Genomic DNA, 18,281 nt, shown 5'->3' with positions numbered 1-18,281 from the left:
TTAAAGAGGCTTAAAATAGGGATGTTTTTTTATAGTTAACTTGCTTCTAAAATGCTGCTTTCTGAAATAATATTTATTCCTGATGATGTACCAATTCTATCGGCGCCACTTTCTATATACTTTAAAGCTGTTTCGTAATCTTTAATACCGCCAGAAGCTTTAATTTTAATTTTTCCTTTGGCTGTTTTTTTAATCATTTTAACAGCTGTAAGTGTTGCGCCACTTTTTGAAAATCCTGTTGATGTTTTTATAAAATCGGCTTTGGCATCAATACAAATTTGACAGGCTTTTATAATTTCGTTTTTAGAAAGCTCACTAATTTCAATAATAACCTTTAAAGGTTTATTACTAATGGCCAATTTTATATCTCTAATATCTTTATATACCGATACAAAATTATTGCTTTTCATCATACCAATATTCATAACCATATCAACTTCATCTGCGCCATCTTCAATCGCTTTTTTGGCTTCAGAAACTTTGGCTTCTGTACTCATAGCACCAAGTGGAAAGCCAACTGTTGCACAAATTTTAACATTGCTTCTTGATAGGAGCTGTTTAGCTAGAGGAACATAACTACTGTTTATGCAAACAGAAAAAAAACGGTGCTCTATGGCTTCTTCACATAAGGTGTAAATATCTTTTTTTGAGGCAGTAGGGGATAATAGGGTGTGGTCTATGTAGCTATTAATTTTCATGGGGGTGTAGGTTAAAGTGTTTCAAAAATACGACAAACGGTTTATTTTTGGAAATTTTTTAGACGAACGGTAACTATTTTTTTATAGAAATAATGTATTGTGTTTATTATTAGGTTGTTATGTGTTTTTTTGATGTTGCGCTAACTATTTATTAAAAAAAAGCAACACTTTCCTTGTATAGGGTTAAGGATGTAGTGTTGCCTTTTTCAACTAACTAACCAACTATTATGAAAAACGTATAATAGGTATTTATATTGTTACTTTAACTAAAGTTTAAGATTCTTCAGATACTAGATTGTCTTGGTTTCTAAACACAAGTTTTTCATCAAAAGCATCTAAAAGAATAATACTATCTGTTGTTACTTTTCCAGAAAGAATTTCTTTACTTAATTCGTTAAGCACTTCCTTTTGAATAACACGTTTAACAGGTCTTGCTCCGTATTCCGGATTATAGCCTTTTTGGGCTAGATATGATACGGCTTCTGGTGTTGCATCAAATGTGATACCTTGTTTAGCAATCATTTTAGTAACGCCTTTTAATTGAAGTTCGACAATGCTTTTTATGTTATCGGCTGTAAGCGGCGTAAACATAATAGTATCGTCTATTCTATTTAAAAATTCTGGTCTTACCGATTTTTTAAGTAATCCAAGAACTTCAATTTTAGCTAGTTCCATAGCTGCATCGACATCTTTGGTGTCTTCAAATTTTTCTTGAATAATATGGCTTCCCATATTAGATGTCATAATGATGATTGTATTTTTAAAATCGGCAACACGCCCTTTGTTATCTGTTAATCGGCCTTCATCTAAAACTTGTAATAAAATATTGAAGGTATCTGGATGTGCTTTTTCAATTTCATCAAGCAATACAACAGAATATGGTTTTCTTCTTACGGCTTCGGTAAGTTGTCCGCCTTCATCGTAACCAACATATCCTGGAGGCGCACCAACTAAACGACTTACAGAGTGGCGTTCTTGGTATTCGCTCATATCTATTCTGGTAATAGCGCTTTCATCATCAAAAAGATATTCGGCAAGTGCCTTGGCTAATTCGGTTTTACCAACTCCAGTGGTACCAAGGAATAAAAAGGTTCCTATGGGTTTGTCTGGGTTTTGTAAACCAGCGCGACTTCGTCTTACAGCGTCGCTTACAGCAACAATGGCTTCGTCTTGACCTACAACGCGTTTGTGTAACTCGTCTTCTAACTTTAAGAGTTTTTCACGTTCGCTTTGTAGCATTTTGGTAACAGGAATGCCCGTCCATTTTGCGACAACTTCGGCAATATCATCATAGGTAACTTCTTCTTTTATGAGTGAGTTACCCGATTGATTTTTTTGTAATTCTTTTTGAAGTTTGTCAAGATTTTCTTGTGCTTCTTTAATTTTACCGTAACGTATTTCGGCTACTTTACCGTAATTTCCTTCACGCTCGGCACGTTCGGCTTCTAGCTTGTAGTTTTCAATATCTTGTTTGGTGTTTTGGATATTGTCTACAACTTCTTTTTCGCTTTTCCACTTGGCGTAAATCTCTTTTCGCTCCTCTTTAAGATTTGCAAGCTCTGAACGTAATGATTTTAGTTTTGTTTCGTCTTTTTCGCGTTTTATAGCTTCAATTTCAATTTCAAGCTGCATGATTTTTCTATCTAAAACATCTAGTTCTTCTGGTTTAGAATTAATCTCCATGCGAAGTTTAGACGCTGCTTCATCCATTAAATCGATAGCCTTATCTGGCAAAAAACGGTTGGTAATGTAACGTTCTGATAACTCAACAGCACCAATTATGGCATCATCTTTAATACGTACTTTATGGTGTGTTTCGTATTTTTCTTTTATACCACGTAAAATTGAAATGGCACTTTCTGTATCGGGTTCGTCTACCATTACTTTTTGAAAACGTCGTTCTAGGGCTTTATCTTTTTCAAAATATTTTTGATACTCATCTAATGTTGTGGCTCCAATAGCTCTTAATTCACCGCGTGCTAATGCTGGTTTTAAAATGTTAGCAGCATCCATAGCGCCTTCACCTTTTCCTGCACCAACAAGTGTATGAATTTCATCTATAAATAATACAATGTCGCCTTCGCTAGTTGTTACTTCTTTAACGACAGATTTTAAGCGTTCTTCAAACTCGCCTTTGTATTTAGCGCCAGCAATTAACGCCCCCATATCTAAAGCAAAAATTTGCTTTTCCTTTAAATTTTCTGGAATGTCGCCATCTACAATTCTGTGTGCTAAACCTTCGGCAATAGCTGTTTTACCTGTTCCGGGCTCACCAACTAATATCGGGTTGTTTTTGGTTCTACGCGATAAAATTTGAAGGATCCGTCTTATTTCTTCATCTCGGCCAATAACAGGATCTAATTTTCCGTCTTTTGCTAATTGGTTAAGGTTTTTGGCGTATTTACTTAACGCATTATATGTGTCTTCTTGACTTTGAGAGGTTACACGATCACCTTTACGAAGTTCATCGATAGCAGCAGAAAGACCTTTTTCGGTAACACCTTGGTCTTTTAACATCTGTGCTATTTTACTATTAGATTTTAGAATAGCAAGAATGAGGTGCTCGATTGAGACAAAGTCGTCTTTCATTTTTTTAGCAACAATAGAAGCTTCGTTAAGTGTTTTTCCGGCTTCGCGAGACAACATAATATCGCCACCAGAGACTTTTGGTAAACTTTCTAATTGTTTATCTAAAGTCTGTTTTAGTATAGATGTGTTGACATTTAATTTTTTTAAAATAAATGGTAGTACGTTTTCATCAACTTCTAGAATAGCTTTAAAGAGGTGCTCATTTTCTATTTGTTGATGACCATAACCTTGCGCAATCTGTTGCGCTTGTTGTATGGCTTCTTGTGATTTTATTGTATAATTGTTAAAGTTCATAAGTTTTATATTTACAAATGCATATAGTCAATTATCTTACCATTTAAATTTAAATGACTTTTTGTCTGTTTAAAGTGAGTTTTAGGTGACTTTTTGACGGTATTTGTTTTCTGCTTATAAAAGATAATGATTATGGGAATATTTAACAAGTTGTTTGGGAGTACTCAAAAAGGAGTGGAGCATTCTAAGTTACCTTGGAAAAATTTAATTGATATAGAACGGCTTAATGTAGTTGAAGAAAGGTCTAATAATAAATTACAAGTTATATTTAAGCATTCTACAAGGTGTGGAATAAGTAGTATGGTTAAAAGGCAATTTGAAAAGCAATTTCCTTTGGACTTAGATATTGATTTATATTATTTAGATTTATTGAAGTATAGAGAGGTTTCAAACCAGGTTGCTGCTAAATTTAACGTTAAACATGAATCTCCCCAATTGTTAATTATTAAAGGAGGTAAAGTGATTAAACACGCTAGTCATGGACAAATAAATGACTTAAATTTAAAGATTTTTGTTTAGAATTTATTTGATTATGCAAAAACTTATAAAACGTGTAATTATTTTTTTATGTCCCATATTTCTATTGGTAATTTATGTAATAATTGCAGACTTTTTTAAAGTTTTTGGATATCAAGACTACTACAAAAAACAATGGGTTGTTCTAAATCGTGAAATGGTAACAACAACAACTTATAATCATTTTAGAGAAGAAGAAAAATTTAATGCATTCATTTTTGGTAGCTCTAGGTCGCAGGCTTTTAAGTGTAATGAGTGGAAAAAATACTTAAATAAAACATCGAAACCTTTTCATTTTGATGCTTGGAGTGAAAGCATTTGGGGAATATCCAAGAAAATAGAATATATAGATACTTTAAATGATACCATAAAACATGCTTTGATAATTCTAGATCGTTCTATTTTAAGCAAAACAGCATTAAATAAAACGCATTTAAACATACCAATGCCATGTGTGTCAAAGAAGTCTAAAATACAATATTATACCACTTTTTTAAAAGCCTCATTACATCCTAAATTTTTATTAGCGCATACAGATTTTTCAATTAATAAAAAGCACCGAAAGTATATGGGAACCATGATTTATAATACAACTTTTAGAGATAGTGTTAATAAGAAAAATTGTGATATCTGGTATGGTTTCGATAAAGAAATTGCAATAGATTCTGTTACGTATTATAAAGAAAGAATAGGCAATAAAGTTTTTAAAACGGTAGCTTTAGAAAAGATAAAAGAGAGTAAGGTAAGCGAGGCAGAGGTTAATCAACTACAATATATAAAACATATGTTTACCAAGCATAGAACGAATTATAAAATTATCATCTCACCAATATTTGATAAAATTCCCTTGGAAGAAGAGCAAATCAATTTACTTAACAATATTTTTGGTAAGTCAAACGTTTATAATTTTTCAGGGCAAAATAATTTTACTGATAATATATATAACTATTACGAGGCTTCTCACTTCAGACCTCATGTAGCAGATAGTATTTTAAAGATAATTTATAATAAAACTAAGAGTAATAAGATATGACAACAGTAAACATTTACCTAACCTTTAATGGTAATTGTAAACAGGCCTTCGATTTTTATAAATCTATTTTTGGCGGAGAATATCCGTACATAGGTACTTTTGGCGAAATGCCGCCTCAAAAAGAGATTCCACCATTACCAGAAGAAATGAATGATAAAATTATGCATATTTCTTTACCAATTAGTAAAGAAACCATGCTTATGGGAAGTGATGCTGGAGGTGAATGGGCTAAAAAATTAAAGCAAGGAAATAACTTTTCTGTATCTGTAAATGTCGATACATTAGATGAAGCCGATAGTGTTTTTAAAGCCCTTTCTGAAGGTGGTAATATAACAATGCCATTAGCAAAAACTTTTTGGGGAGCTTATTTTGGGATGTTAACCGATAAATTTGGAATTAATTGGATGGTAAGTTGTGAGCTTTCTTCCTGAAAAAACATATAGTTAGTACTTACTGTTTATAAGAAAGAAAAATTGGTTTAATTTTCTTAAAAATTAATGTAGTTCAAACTATGTAATAATTTTTTGTAAGTTTAGTGAGCTATTATTTATCCTAACCCTAACTAAACTTTTATGAAAGATTTATTAAAAAGTAGTACACTTGTTTTTATATTATTTACAGCTCTACCCATATTTTCGCAAAGTTATATTGGTCATACTGTAGACAACTATTCCGGTATACATGGAGTGGTTTATAATCCTTCCAATATTGTTGGATCTAAATTTAAAGCCGATATTAACTTAGCTTCAGTTAGTGCTTTTGGCGGAAGTGATTACTTTGGTATTAATTTTAGTGATATTATCAATTCTGATGGCGGGTTTGATTTCGATGAAGATACTGAACGTTTTCCTGAAAACGATAATAACTTTTTTCTTAATGCCGATATTGTTGGACCATCATTTATGTTTAATATAAATAATAAAAACAGCATAGGCTTAATAACAAGAGTTCGTGGTGTTTTCAACTTAAATAGTATTAATGGTGAACTTTACGAGAGTGTAAGTGATGATTTTGATATGAATAATAATTTTGATTTTAATTCCTCTAATTTTAACGGAACATTACATGCATGGGCAGAAATAGGTGTCGCCTATGGGCGCATTATTATGGATAAACCCAACCATATAATTAAAGCTGGTGTAACACTTAAATATCTACAGGGTGCAGGGAGCTTATTTATGTCTAGCCCAGGATTACAGGGACAGTTTATAGCATCTACAGAAACATTAGAAACACAAGGAACACTTTTATATGGGACAACTCAAGACTTTGATAACGATGATATAGATTTTGATAATTTAACAGCAGGATTTGGTTTAGATATTGGAGTAACATATGAGTAGCACCCTAAAAGAAAGAATGATACTGTAAGAATATATCAAGACCCATATAAGTTGAAGTTTGGTGTTTCGGTAACCGATATAGGCTCAATAAATTATAAAAATACCGAAGTGACCTCCTATAATATGAATAATACAGTAAGTACATCAAATTTTGATGAGGATGCAGAAGATTTTTTAGAGAACAACTACAATGGTGTGAAAACTACAGAAAAAACAAAAATTAATTTACCAACCGCTTTACATTTATTAATAGACTATAGACTTGCAAAAAAATGGTATGTAAGTGCCCAAACAGACTTATCATTGATAAAGAAAAACACAGAATTAAGAAACTCTGTATTAAATACAGTTACCATAGCACCTAGATTAGAAACCAAATGGTTTAGTTTTTATGTGCCGCTAAGTTTTAGACAGTATGGAGATGTATTATTTGGAGGAGGTTTTAGAGTAGGGCCGTTAACTATTGGGTCAGGATCTATATTCTCTAATTTAATATCAGACAAAACTAAAACAACAGATCTTTATGTAGGATTGAAAATCCCACTTTATAGAAAATAAAGCAATAAAAAAACTCCCGTAAATAATACGGGAGTTTTTTTATGTATATATATTTATTATTACTTTTTCTTTTTTGGATTAAAAACAGGAAGTAATTGTGTAGAGACTTCGCCAAAACCAATTCTTGTACCTTCTTTTTCACAAAATCCGCGCATAATTACCGTATCGTAATCGTTAATAAACTTACGTTCTGTACCATCTTCTAAGGCTAAGGGTTTGCTGCCTTTCCAAGTAAGCTCAAGCATAGACCCAAAAGAGTCTGGGGTTGAACCAGAAATGGTACCACTTCCCATCATATCACCAGAATTTACAGGACAACCATTAACAGTATGATGCGCTAATTGTTGCGACATATTCCAATACATATATTTAAAATTAGACTTACAAATAACTGTTTCTTTAGCTGTTTTTGGTTTTAAAGCAACTTCAAGATTAATGTCAAAACTCTTTTTTCCTTTATATTGTAAATAAGGTAATTGTGGCTTTAATGGTTTTGGGCTTTCAACACGATAAGGTTCTAAAGCATCTAAAGTTACAATCCATGGAGAAATTGAAGAGGCAAAGTTCTTAGCTAAAAATGGGCCTAAAGGCACGTATTCCCATTTTTGAATATCTCTAGCGGACCAATCATTAAATAATACAAGTCCAAATATGTACTCTTCGGCTTCATCAACTGGAATAGGTTCTCCTAAATCGTTAGCATCGGTAGTAATAAATGCCATTTCCAATTCAAAATCTACTAATTTTGAAGGTCCAAAAACAGGCATATCACTATCAGCAGGAATAGTTTGTCCTTGTGGTCTGTGTACTGGTATCCCCGATGGAATTATAGAACTACTCCTACCGTGGTAACCTACCGGAATGTGTAACCAGTTTGGCAATAAAGCATTATCAGGATCACGGAACATAGTACCAACATTGGTGGCATGTTCTATACTAGAATAAAAATCGGTATAATCACCAATCTGTACTGGTAATTGCATTTCTATTTCATCGAGTCTAAAAAGTACAATTTCCTTATGCTTTTTGTTATTTTTTAAAGCATCATTGTCTTCATCAAAAATTTCGGCAATACGGTTTCTAACCGAACGCCATGTTTTTCTTCCGTCTGCAATAAAATCGTTCAAGGTATCTTGTAAAAAAATATCATCGGTTAAAGGAATACCTTCAAAGTATCCTAGTTGATGTAAAGCACCAAGATCTATAGCGGTGTCACCAATTCTTGTACCTATGGTAATAATATCGTCACGTGTTAAAAAAACACCAAAAGGAATATTCTGTATGGGAAAATCTGAATTCTTATCTACATGAAGCCATGATTTTCTATTAGGGTTGTTAGCTGAAATTTGCATAACTAATTGCTGGTTTTTTAATTAAAAATTATATTCAAATATATGTTTTTTGATGTATTAAACTAATGGATTTACTATTTTTGATGAATTTTTAACGAATACCATAAAAATGCAACGCGACGAACAAATTTTTGAATTAATACAAGAAGAACACGAAAGACAATTACATGGTCTTGAGTTAATAGCATCAGAGAACTTTGTAAGTAACCAAGTTATGGAGGCTGCAGGATCTGTACTTACCAATAAATACGCCGAAGGATATCCTGGAAAACGATATTATGGCGGTTGCGAAGTTGTTGATGTTGTTGAGCAAATAGCTATCGATAGAGCTAAAACACTTTTTAATGCTGAATATGTAAATGTACAACCTCATTCTGGTAGCCAAGCTAACACGGCGGTTTTTGCCGCATGTTTAAAACCTGGCGATACTATTCTTGGCTTCGATTTATCTCATGGTGGCCATTTAACGCATGGTTCTCCTGTTAATTTTTCAGGAAAACTTTACAATCCGGTATTTTACGGTGTAAAAAAAGAAACAGGGATAATTGATTATAACCATGTAGAAGAAGTGGCTAAAAAGGAACGCCCTAAATTAATTATAGCAGGCGCATCGGCTTATTCTAGAGATATGGATTTTAAACGTTTTCGTGAGATAGCAGATGAGGTAGGCGCTATTTTAATGGCCGATATTTCTCACCCAGCAGGATTAATCGCTAAGGGTATTTTAAACGACCCGTTACCACATTGTCATATTGTAACAACTACAACACATAAAACACTTCGCGGACCACGCGGCGGTATGATTATGATGGGTAAAGATTTTGAAAATCCATTTGGATTAAAGCTTAAGAGTGGCAAGTTGAAAAAAATGTCAACTTTATTAAACTCAGCTGTATTTCCTGGCAATCAAGGTGGCCCATTAGAGCATATTATTGCGGCTAAAGCTATTGCTTTTGGCGAAGCATTAACAGATGATTTTATGCATTATACATTGCAAGTAAAAAAGAATGCCAAAGCTATGGCCGAAGCTTTTGTGGCTAAAGGTTATCATATTATTTCTGACGGAACCGATAACCATATGATGTTAATCGATTTAAGAAATAAAGATATTTCTGGTAAAGAAGCGGAAGAAGCTTTAGTAAAAGCCGATATCACGGTGAATAAAAACATGGTGCCTTTTGATGATAAATCACCTTTTGTAACATCGGGAATTCGTGTTGGTACGCCAGCTATAACAACAAGAGGCTTAAAAGAAGATGATATGGCAGCCATTGTTGATTTAATTGATGAGGTTATTATAAATCATCAAGATGAAGATAAGCTTAAAGATGTAGCAAGTAAAGTAAATGCTATGATGGGAGATAAGCCTTTATTTTCTTAATTATACGTGTACTATCTAATAATATAAAGAAAGCCTATACGTTATTGTATAGGCTTTTTTAATATTCGATATGTTTTATTATTCTGTTGTATGCTGATAAGCTCCCGCATCTGGAGATGTCGTACGGTTTTCTCTTGAAATATCTTCTGGAACTTGTGCTGCAAATGTTGTGTTACCTAAGTTAATGGCAGCAGAACTTTCGCCAATACGCATTTGATTGTTTTCAGCATTTAAAAACGCTGGATCATCATTAAAAACATTTCCTTCGTATTTTAATGTGTCATTAAAATTGTAGTTTGCTGTATTAAAACTATTTGTTGGGTCTTCAAATCTTAATAAAGAGTTAGTGAATTTGAAATTAAAAGAAACGTCATTGTCGCTAATTTCATCTAAAATAAATTCTGGGTTATCATTTCCGTAAATAATGCAGTTATTAAAATTAGCTTCGGTTAAATCGGCAAGAAATAATGTACCATCACTATTTTCTTGAAAATTGTTTAATAATAATGCAGGGAATTGCCTAAAGCTATTGCTCCAGTAATTTGCGATGGTGCAATGTGTAAAGTTATATTTTCCACCAAGAGTTCCTGCAAACGATGTTAAGCCAGTATTGTTAATGACTAGATTTTCGGCTAAGATAGATGTGTTTCTACCTAAAATACCATAGTTACTAGAATTGTAAATCTGCGAGTTAGTAATAGTTAATTTATCGTTAGCTTCATTTGGGTTACCATCACTTAAAATACCTACAGAAGCATTTTTTATAGTGGTATAATTTATAGTGTTGTTTACACTGCCTTCAAATAACCAAATGGTCCCCCATTGTCCTGGAACTTCAGAAAAAGATGGTTCTAATCTATCACCTTCCAAGAAAACTTCATTTTCTAGTAATTCTTCGTTATTACTAAATTCGCCGTTAATATGAAGCGAAGCACCTTCTGATACTAACAGACCAGAATCGGCATGAAAATGTACGCGTGTTCCTGCATTTATGGTTAATGTTTCGCCATTGGGAACTGCCGCAAAGCCATAAACAACGTAAGGTTTTTCGTTTGTAAAGGTGAGTTCTTCTTGGAGTAAATAGCGTCCTTGAATGTCGCTTTCAACTTGTTCGCCACCAACATTTAATGTTATTGTTTCAATAACGCCAGTGGTGTTATCTCTATTTGGGTAAATAAAATGTGCGTCTTTTACTAGGGTAACCAAATCGACTGTTTGCATATTAGAACCAATACCAAATTCAATTTCATCGGTATAAAGGAACTCGCCGTTTATGTTAGGTAAGTTATTAATATTTATAGTTGTTTCAACAAAAACATACATACTATCGTTGGCTAAAATTTCTACATTTTGAAATTCTTTACCAGCAACTCCATCAACATTTAAGCGGTATTCTGAATTTTCGCCACGTGCTAATCTTACCGATGGAATGCTAATATCATCATCACTACGATTGTATACTTTAAGGTTATATGTGCTAGACCCTATATTGGTGAATACGGTATCCAAATAAACAGTGTCTTTGGAGAATGCTAATCCGCCAGATCTTGTTTCAAAATCTAATTCTTTCCGGCAAGAACTCCAAAGTAAAAGAATAAGTGAAAAAATTATGAATGTTGCTATGCGTTTCATGAAAGAGTTGACTTAGTGTATGCTAAAATAAAACTTTTAACAATATGATTTATTATAAATGGGCTTAAGAAAATATTTGAGCAATGTCTTTAGGGATTCTTGTTGGGCGTTTACTTTTTGCATCTATAAAACACCATTGTGTTGTTGATTTTGCTAAGAGGGTGTTTTCGGTATTAGAAAATTCTACAATTCTAGTAGATTTTACGCCTTTGGTTTCCTCAACATAGGTAGTTACGATAATCGTTTCCCCGAGTTTAGCCTCTTTTTTATATTCAATATAATGGTTAATCATAACCCAAAAATAAGTGCTTCTTATCGCTTCGGTGGTTTCTTTATACCAATGTTGCTCTGCAATATCTTGTACCCATTGCACATATTGTACATTGTTAACGTGGTTTAGTTGATCAAGATTATTTTGGATAACAACAATATTTTTGGAGAATGTATTCACGTTATTCTATAATTTTTACCTCAAAAAGTTTGTCCCAACGTTTTCCTGTAACAAATAAGGTTTGGGTTTCAGGATTGTAGGCAATACCGTTTAACACATCTAGTTTTGGGTGCTGCGTTACTTTTTTATGTAAAGGAGAAAAGTCTATCACACCTTCTACAGCGCCGTTTTTAGGGTTAATAATAGCCACACCATTTTTTTGCCAGCGATTGGCATAAATTTTTCCGTTTACCCATTCTAGTTCGTTAAGTTCGACAACTTTACCTTTACTATGGTAAGCCTGAATATAATTTTGTTCCATTAAAGTTTCTGGGTCTAACGTCCAGATTTTTTCAGTACCATCACTTTTATATAGTGTTTTTCCATCGTTACAAATTCCCCAACCTTGCTTACTGTTGTTATATTTAAAGGATCCTGTTTTTTCAAAAGTTTCGGCATTATAAATAAATCCAGTGCCTCTTTTCCATGTTAATTGATACACTTTATTATTTAAAACCGTAAGGCCTTCACCAAAATATTGGTTAGCAAGATTTATGCTTTTTAAAGGCTCTCCAGTTTTATAGTCAACTTTTCTAAGTTTGGATTCGCCGTATTGTCCAGTACTTTCATATAATTCACCATTATAAAACTCTAATCCTTGGGTGTACGATGTTATATCGTGCGGGTATTCATTAATAATTTCAAAATGATACACTTTAGGTGTCTTATTATTTAAAACAGTAATGTTCGTAGCGATTGTTTCTGGTGTGTCATTTAGTTGAATTTGAGCCTCTAGAGTGTGCACACCAAGTTTAATAGTATTTAAAGGTGTTTGGTCTGAAATCTTGTTGCCATCAAGTAAGAATGTAACGTTACCAATATCATAGTTTTTAGGGTTCTCAAGACTAACTTTAAGTGTTTCTCCTAAGGTGAAAGAGTTGTTTTTAATGTTCGTTTTAATAAAAATGTTCTTTTTCATTTCAGCAATATTGTTCCCGCATGAAACAATAATAGTGGATAATGCTATGGCAATAAGTAATTTAACGGATGTCATGACTTTAAAAATAATTTGAAGCAATGTATTCAATAAAATTCAGTTTAAAAAATCATTGTAAAAGTATTAAAAGGTTGTATCTTTGCAGTCGGCAAGTCCTACACAACCAGCTCCTGCTGAATCCTCCAGGGCGGGAACGCAGCAAAGGTACGCGGTCGTAGCGGTGTGATGTAGGTAGCTTGCCTTTTTTTATGCGCTTTTCTTTCCTATTTAATTGTATTTTTGAGCTAAAATATCACAACTTATGTCTAAAATTATTTTAATTACTGGTGGTTCATCTGGTATTGGTAAGTCGGTTGGTGAGTTTCTAACAGCAAAAGGATTTCAGATTTATGGTACAAGTAGAAACCCAGAAAAATACACTAATAGTAAATTCCCTTTAGTTGCTTTAGATGTTGCTAATGTAGCAACTATAAAATCGGCTGTTTCCGAGGTTATTGAAAAATCAGGGCGATTAGATATCCTAATTAATAATGCTGGAGCAGGTATAACGGGGCCTATCGAGGAAATTCCAGATGCCGAAATAAAACGAAATTTTGAAACAAATTTCTTTGGGCCTTTAAATGTAATTAAAGAAGTTTTACCTCACATGCGCCAACAACAATCGGGGTTAATTATTAATGTGACTTCTATAGCTGGATACATGGGATTACCTTTTCGCGGTGTTTATAGTGCAAGTAAAGGGGCTTTAGAGCTAATTACCGAAGCCTACAGAATGGAGCTAAAACCATTTAATATAGAGATGACCAACGTTGCTCCAGGCGACTTCGCTACAAATATTGCCGCAGGAAGGTATCATGCGCCTGTAAACGATAAGTCGCCGTACAAAACATCTTATGGTAATACTTTAGCTTTAATGAATAGTCATGTAGATAGCGGTCAAGACCCTAAAATTATGGCTGAAGCTATTTTAAGAGTTATCAACACCCAAAAGCCAAAAGCCCATTATAAAGTAGGGGAGTTTATGCAAAAATTCTCTATTGTTTTAAAGCGTATTTTACCAGATAAAGTTTACGAAAGGCTATTAATGAACCATTATAAATTGTAATTTTGCAACTGAAACGTTATTAAATGTAAATTCACCTAGTATTAATAGTGAAATACTTGATTTAAAAACAGTTCAGAAACACTTAAATCTCGATTTTCGAGAAAATAACACAACTTAAACGCATTTATTTAAATGAAATTTTTTATTGATACTGCTAACTTAGAGCAAATTAAAGAAGCCCAAGATATGGGAATTTTAGATGGTGTTACAACAAACCCATCGTTAATGGCAAAAGAAGGTATTACGGGTCATGACAATATCATGAAACATTATGTAGACATCTGCAATATTGTAGATGGCGATGTAAGTGCCGAAGTAATATCTACCGATTTTGACGGTATGGTAAAAGAAGGAGAAGCCTTAGCTGAACTTCATGATCAAATTGTTATTAAATTACCTATGATTAAAGATGGTGTAAAAGCCTGTAAATACTTTAGCGATAAAGGTATTAAAACCAATGTTACTTTAGTGTTTTCTGCAGGGCAAGCGTTATTAGCTGCAAAAGCAGGAGCGACCTATGTGTCACCATTTATTGGAAGATTAGACGATATTTCAACAGATGGATTAAACCTAATTGCTGAAATTCGCCATATTTATGATAATTATGCGTTTGATACCGAAATATTAGCCGCATCTGTACGTCATACGATGCACGTAATTGATTGTGCTAAAATTGGCGCCGATGTTATGACAGGACCTTTAAGTTCTATTTCTGGCTTGTTAAAGCACCCGTTAACCGATATTGGGTTAGAAAAGTTTTTAGCAGATTACAAAAAAGGGAATTAAAAAAACTTGTTATATAAATGAAAAGCCTCGATTGTTTCGAGGCTTTTTTTATGGGTTTAAGGCTTCTAACAATTGGTTTTCAAAATGAATTGAAAACATATTAGTGTGCGGATTAATTATTTGCCCTCTCTTATTTACCAAGATAACTTTATTAATAGGATAAATAGCGAGAGATTGTTTGCCTTCGGTTGGGTTTTCAAATAAAAACTCGTTTGTTTTATCGTATTTGTAAAGCTTTAAATGCTCCTGCCATGCAGGAACATGGTTTTCATAAGCATTAATAGCAACAAAGTTTATTTCTGGATATTTTTTCTCTAATTCTTTAACCTTTTCATGCGATTCTTGAAAATGTCTTAAGTAGGATTGTCTCCAAAAATAAATAACAGTTGGTTTATGGTTCATTAATTGCCCAAGTCTTTTTTCATTTCCGTTAATATCAAACACTTTAATGTTAGGTAAGGTGTTTCCTGGTTTTAGGCCTTTTAATGCGTTTATGGTATTTGTTAAGTATTCTTTTTGATCTTTATTGGAACATTTAGAGTTAAACGATTTTAAAAACGTATCGTAATCTTTTACATTTTTATTATCACTTATAAACTCTATAGCTGTATTCATTAGCAACGAATTTTTAATATTGTCACTTTTTACCAAGCTATCAATATAATCTAATCTAGTTAAGTTGTAATTGAGACACTTTCTATTAAAAATACTATCGTTAGACTCTTTAAAGTGCTTTGTTAAGGCTAAGTTTTCAAAGTGGTGTCTTAAAAAAGAATAATAAGGAAAATAATCTTTTATACTAGAATGGTTATAGTCTATATCTTTTCTAAAAGCGTAAAAATCCTCTGGAAGCGATTCTATTATTTTGCGTTCGTTAGTAGAATAATTTACAAAAGGATATACCTCTTTACTTAGATAGTAATCGTAATTAATGTTGGCCTCAACTAGATCGACAAATCTTTTTGAAACAGTATTTTTCACTGAAAAGTCTTTAAGCTTTTTTAGTTTACTCTCTTTAATAGAATCTACTTTAGTTTCAAACTCTTTTGGTGGTAATTGGCTAAAACCAAGCACTTTTTTATCATCAATTTCACTCTCTAAAAACAATTCAATTAAATAATTGTTCTTTTTAGCACCATGTCCTGTAAAAACCAGCGATTCATCAAATTCCATAGTATTAAGTCTAAGCATAATACTATCGTTAGGTTCTAGTAAAACCATTTGATGTTCAAAGCCATCAGCAGCATGTAGTTTAAACAAATAAAGACCAGAAGTTAAGCTGTCAAACTTGTAAATAAATCTATTTCTTTTATCAAGTTTTAAGGTATCGACAAGCTTGGAATCCGATTTTGTTAAAACAACAAAATCGTCTTTAGGGTTTACAATTTCGCCACCTAAATAAGCAACATCATTGTTTTGGCTAGCATCTTTTTCACAAGAGACTAACAAAATGCCAAAAAATAGAATCATGCATGCACGGCTAAGTAATAAAAGCATAGAAATAGGTGTTTTCATACGTTACAAAAATACCTCATGCAACCATGATGCCTTGTTAATACGTTGTTAAATATTAATATGTAAGGTTTTGTTTCTACATATAATAGCTTTTTTCTACTTTTGCAAAAATTAAAAGCAAGAGGAATGTTATCAGTATCTAATTTATCTGTACAATTTGGAAAACGTATTTTGTTTGATGAGGTAAACACCACCTTTAATCAAGGAAATTGTTACGGAATTATTGGTGCCAATGGTGCCGGGAAGTCTACATTTTTAAAGATACTTTCAGGAAAGCAAGAGGCAACATCTGGACATGTACATTTAGAGCCAGGAAAACGTATGTCGGTTTTAGAGCAAAATCATAATTTATATGATGAGTATCCTGTGCTAGAAACGGTATTACGCGGTAATAAACCTTTGTTTGAAATTAAAACAGAAATAGACCAATTGTATGCCGATTATTCCGATGAGAATGCAGAAAAAATTGGCGAGCTTCAAGTAAAATTTGAAGAAATGGACGGTTGGAATGCCGAAAGTAGTGCCGCAGCCTTATTATCAAACTTAGGAATTACCGAAGATTTGCATTATACTTTAATGAGCGACCTTGATGGAAAGCAAAAAGTACGTGTATTATTGGCACAAGCGTTATTTGGAAATCCAGATGTGTTAATTATGGATGAGCCTACCAACGACCTAGATTACGAAACGATTTCTTGGTTAGAAAACTTTTTAGCAAACTACGAAAATTGTGTTATCGTGGTTTCTCACGACCGTCACTTTTTAGATGCGGTTTGTACACATATTTCTGATATTGATTTTGGAAAAATTAATCATTATTCAGGGAATTATTCATTCTGGTACGAGTCGTCGCAATTAGCGGCAAAGCAACGCGCACAACAAAATAAAAAGGCCGAAGAGAAGAAGAAAGAACTTGAAGAATTTATTAGACGTTTTTCTGCTAACGTAGCCAAATCTAAACAAGCGACATCTAGAAAAAAGATGATAGAAAAATTGAACGTCTCTGAAATTAAGCCTTCAAGTCGTCGTTATCCTGCTATTATTTTTGAAAGAGAACGTGAAGCGGGCAATCAAATTTTAAATATAGAAGGTCTTTCAGCTTCAATAGAAGGCGAAACTTTATTTAAAAACATAGATCTTAATTTAGCCAAAGGCGATAAGGTGGTTGTGTTTTCAAAAGATTCAAGAGCAACAACAGCGTTTTATCAAATTATTAACGACAAAGAAAAAGCCAATTCAGGAGAGTTTGCTTGGGGAATTACAACCACGCAATCGTATTTACCATTAGATAATAGTGACTATTTTAATAGCGAATTATCGCTTGTAGATTGGTTACGCCAATGGGCAAAGACCGAAGAAGAACGCGAAGAGGTTTATATAAGAGGATTCTTAGGAAAAATGATTTTTAGTGGAGAAGAAGCCTTAAAAAAATGTAATGTGCTTTCTGGAGGCGAAAAGGTACGTTGTATGTTAAGTAGAATGATGATGGTAAGAGCAAATGTATTAATGCTAGACGAGCCAACAAACCACTTAGATTTAGAAAGTATTACAGCGTTTAACAATTCGCTTAAAAACTTTAAAGGTACGGTGTTATTAACCACACACGATCATGAGTTTGCGCAAACCGTTGGTAATAGAATAGTAGAATTAACACCAAATGGCGTTATCGATAGATACATGACGTTTGATGAATATATGCAAGATCCTAAAATAAAGGAACTACGCGATAAAATGTATGCCGTAACGGCTTAATTGGTATCGGCTTCCAATTCATTGGTAACACGTTCTATTACAGGGCGTGCTGTTTCAACTTCGTCTTCACTAACGTAAAGATCTTGAAATCCTGGAATAGAAGCCATAAAACCAGCTAAACGGCCAGATTCGGTTTCATCTTTTACCACGGGATTAATGCCAATAGCTTTAAGTTTGTCTACAATAAGTTGCACAACAATAAAGCTGCCAGAAAATATTTTTTTGTAAGTAGAATCCATAATTATAGCGTTTATGGTTGCCTACTAAAGATACGAAATTTTATTGAGATTTTAAATAGAT

General features: G+C 33.1%; 15 protein-coding genes, 1 other RNA gene and 1 pseudogene. 9 read left to right on the top strand and 8 right to left on the bottom strand.

The window, feature by feature from the left end; translation table 11 throughout:
* Positions 1 to 35: 35 nt before the first annotated feature.
* Both deoC and clpB read right to left on the bottom strand, forming a co-directional pair.
* A complete protein-coding gene (deoC, locus tag R3L15_RS07265; RefSeq protein ID WP_338730843.1) occupies positions 36 to 698 on the bottom strand; it encodes a deoxyribose-phosphate aldolase in 663 nt (220 codons plus the stop codon).
* Positions 699 to 971: 273 nt separating this feature from the next.
* The gene (gene clpB / locus R3L15_RS07260; RefSeq protein WP_338730842.1) at positions 972 to 3,581 is read right to left on the bottom strand and encodes an ATP-dependent chaperone ClpB; all 2,610 of its coding nucleotides are present in this window, start codon (positions 3,579 to 3,581) and stop codon (positions 972 to 974) included.
* A 132-nt stretch (positions 3,582 to 3,713) separates the two neighbouring features.
* Between clpB and ytxJ the strand changes: the two genes are divergently transcribed.
* The 4 genes and pseudogenes from ytxJ (at position 3,714) to R3L15_RS07240 (ending at position 7,031) form a co-directional block, all read left to right on the top strand.
* The gene (gene ytxJ / locus R3L15_RS07255) at positions 3,714 to 4,100 is read left to right on the top strand and encodes a bacillithiol system redox-active protein YtxJ (protein WP_338730841.1); all 387 of its coding nucleotides are present in this window, start codon (positions 3,714 to 3,716) and stop codon (positions 4,098 to 4,100) included.
* 13 nt (positions 4,101 to 4,113) lie between these two features.
* Complete coding sequence (locus R3L15_RS07250; protein ID WP_338730839.1) at positions 4,114 to 5,130, top strand: hypothetical protein; 1,017 nt, start codon at positions 4,114 to 4,116, stop codon at positions 5,128 to 5,130.
* Positions 5,127 to 5,561 carry a VOC family protein gene (locus R3L15_RS07245; RefSeq protein ID WP_338730838.1) on the top strand — a complete coding sequence of 145 codons (435 nt, stop codon included), beginning with the start codon at positions 5,127 to 5,129 and terminating at the stop codon, positions 5,559 to 5,561. The genes R3L15_RS07250 and R3L15_RS07245 overlap by 4 nt, the downstream gene beginning before the upstream one ends.
* Positions 5,562 to 5,702: 141 nt before the next feature.
* Positions 5,703 to 7,031: pseudogene (locus R3L15_RS07240) on the top strand (DUF5723 family protein).
* Between the two features lie 59 nt (positions 7,032 to 7,090).
* Here R3L15_RS07240 and fahA read toward each other — a convergent pair.
* Positions 7,091 to 8,383 carry a fumarylacetoacetase gene (fahA, locus tag R3L15_RS07235; RefSeq protein ID WP_338730837.1) on the bottom strand — a complete coding sequence of 431 codons (1,293 nt, stop codon included), beginning with the start codon at positions 8,381 to 8,383 and terminating at the stop codon, positions 7,091 to 7,093.
* Positions 8,384 to 8,492: 109 nt separating this feature from the next.
* Here fahA and glyA point away from each other — a divergent pair, with 109 nt between their 5' ends.
* Entirely contained in the window at positions 8,493 to 9,764 is a 1,272-nt protein-coding gene (gene glyA / locus R3L15_RS07230) for a serine hydroxymethyltransferase (RefSeq protein ID WP_338730836.1), read from the top strand.
* 78 nt (positions 9,765 to 9,842) lie between these two features.
* Here glyA and R3L15_RS07225 read toward each other — a convergent pair whose 3' ends face one another.
* From R3L15_RS07225 to R3L15_RS07215, 3 genes are all read right to left on the bottom strand, one after another.
* Positions 9,843 to 11,396, bottom strand: coding sequence for a hypothetical protein (locus R3L15_RS07225; RefSeq protein ID WP_338730835.1), 1,554 nt, complete (start codon positions 11,394 to 11,396; stop codon positions 9,843 to 9,845).
* 64 nt (positions 11,397 to 11,460) lie between these two features.
* Complete coding sequence (locus tag R3L15_RS07220; RefSeq protein WP_338730833.1) at positions 11,461 to 11,847, bottom strand: thioesterase family protein; 387 nt, start codon at positions 11,845 to 11,847, stop codon at positions 11,461 to 11,463.
* A gap of 1 nt (position 11,848) precedes the next feature.
* Positions 11,849 to 12,880: a glutaminyl-peptide cyclotransferase gene (locus tag R3L15_RS07215; protein ID WP_338730831.1), complete on the bottom strand. Its 1,032-nt coding sequence runs from the start codon at positions 12,878 to 12,880 to the stop codon at positions 11,849 to 11,851.
* Positions 12,881 to 12,969: 89 nt separating this feature from the next.
* Between R3L15_RS07215 and ffs the strand changes: the two genes are divergently transcribed.
* The 3 genes from ffs (at position 12,970) to fsa (ending at position 14,714) form a co-directional block, all read left to right on the top strand.
* Positions 12,970 to 13,068: signal recognition particle sRNA small type (gene ffs, locus R3L15_RS07210), an RNA gene on the top strand.
* A 56-nt stretch (positions 13,069 to 13,124) separates the two neighbouring features.
* On the top strand, positions 13,125 to 13,928 hold the full coding sequence (locus tag R3L15_RS07205; protein ID WP_338730829.1) for an SDR family oxidoreductase: 804 nt from the start codon (positions 13,125 to 13,127) through the stop codon (positions 13,926 to 13,928).
* Between the two features lie 132 nt (positions 13,929 to 14,060).
* A complete protein-coding gene (gene fsa, locus R3L15_RS07200; protein WP_125468662.1) occupies positions 14,061 to 14,714 on the top strand; it encodes a fructose-6-phosphate aldolase in 654 nt (217 codons plus the stop codon).
* Between the two features lie 48 nt (positions 14,715 to 14,762).
* On the opposite strand, the gene R3L15_RS07195 is transcribed toward fsa, so the two are convergent.
* Positions 14,763 to 16,229: a hypothetical protein gene (locus tag R3L15_RS07195; RefSeq protein ID WP_338730827.1), complete on the bottom strand. Its 1,467-nt coding sequence runs from the start codon at positions 16,227 to 16,229 to the stop codon at positions 14,763 to 14,765.
* A 126-nt stretch (positions 16,230 to 16,355) separates the two neighbouring features.
* Between R3L15_RS07195 and R3L15_RS07190 the strand changes: the two genes are divergently transcribed.
* Complete coding sequence (locus R3L15_RS07190; RefSeq protein ID WP_338730825.1) at positions 16,356 to 17,981, top strand: ABC-F family ATP-binding cassette domain-containing protein; 1,626 nt, start codon at positions 16,356 to 16,358, stop codon at positions 17,979 to 17,981.
* Here the strand turns inward: R3L15_RS07190 and R3L15_RS07185 are convergent.
* Complete coding sequence (locus R3L15_RS07185; RefSeq protein ID WP_338730824.1) at positions 17,978 to 18,220, bottom strand: putative signal transducing protein; 243 nt, start codon at positions 18,218 to 18,220, stop codon at positions 17,978 to 17,980. The genes R3L15_RS07190 and R3L15_RS07185 overlap by 4 nt on opposite strands.
* Positions 18,221 to 18,281 lie beyond the last annotated feature (61 nt).

The sequence above is a fragment of the Mangrovimonas cancribranchiae genome, assembly GCF_037126245.1.
GTDB lineage: Bacteria > Bacteroidota > Bacteroidia > Flavobacteriales > Flavobacteriaceae > Mangrovimonas > Mangrovimonas cancribranchiae.
This window is presented reverse-complemented; position numbering and strand designations above follow the sequence as displayed.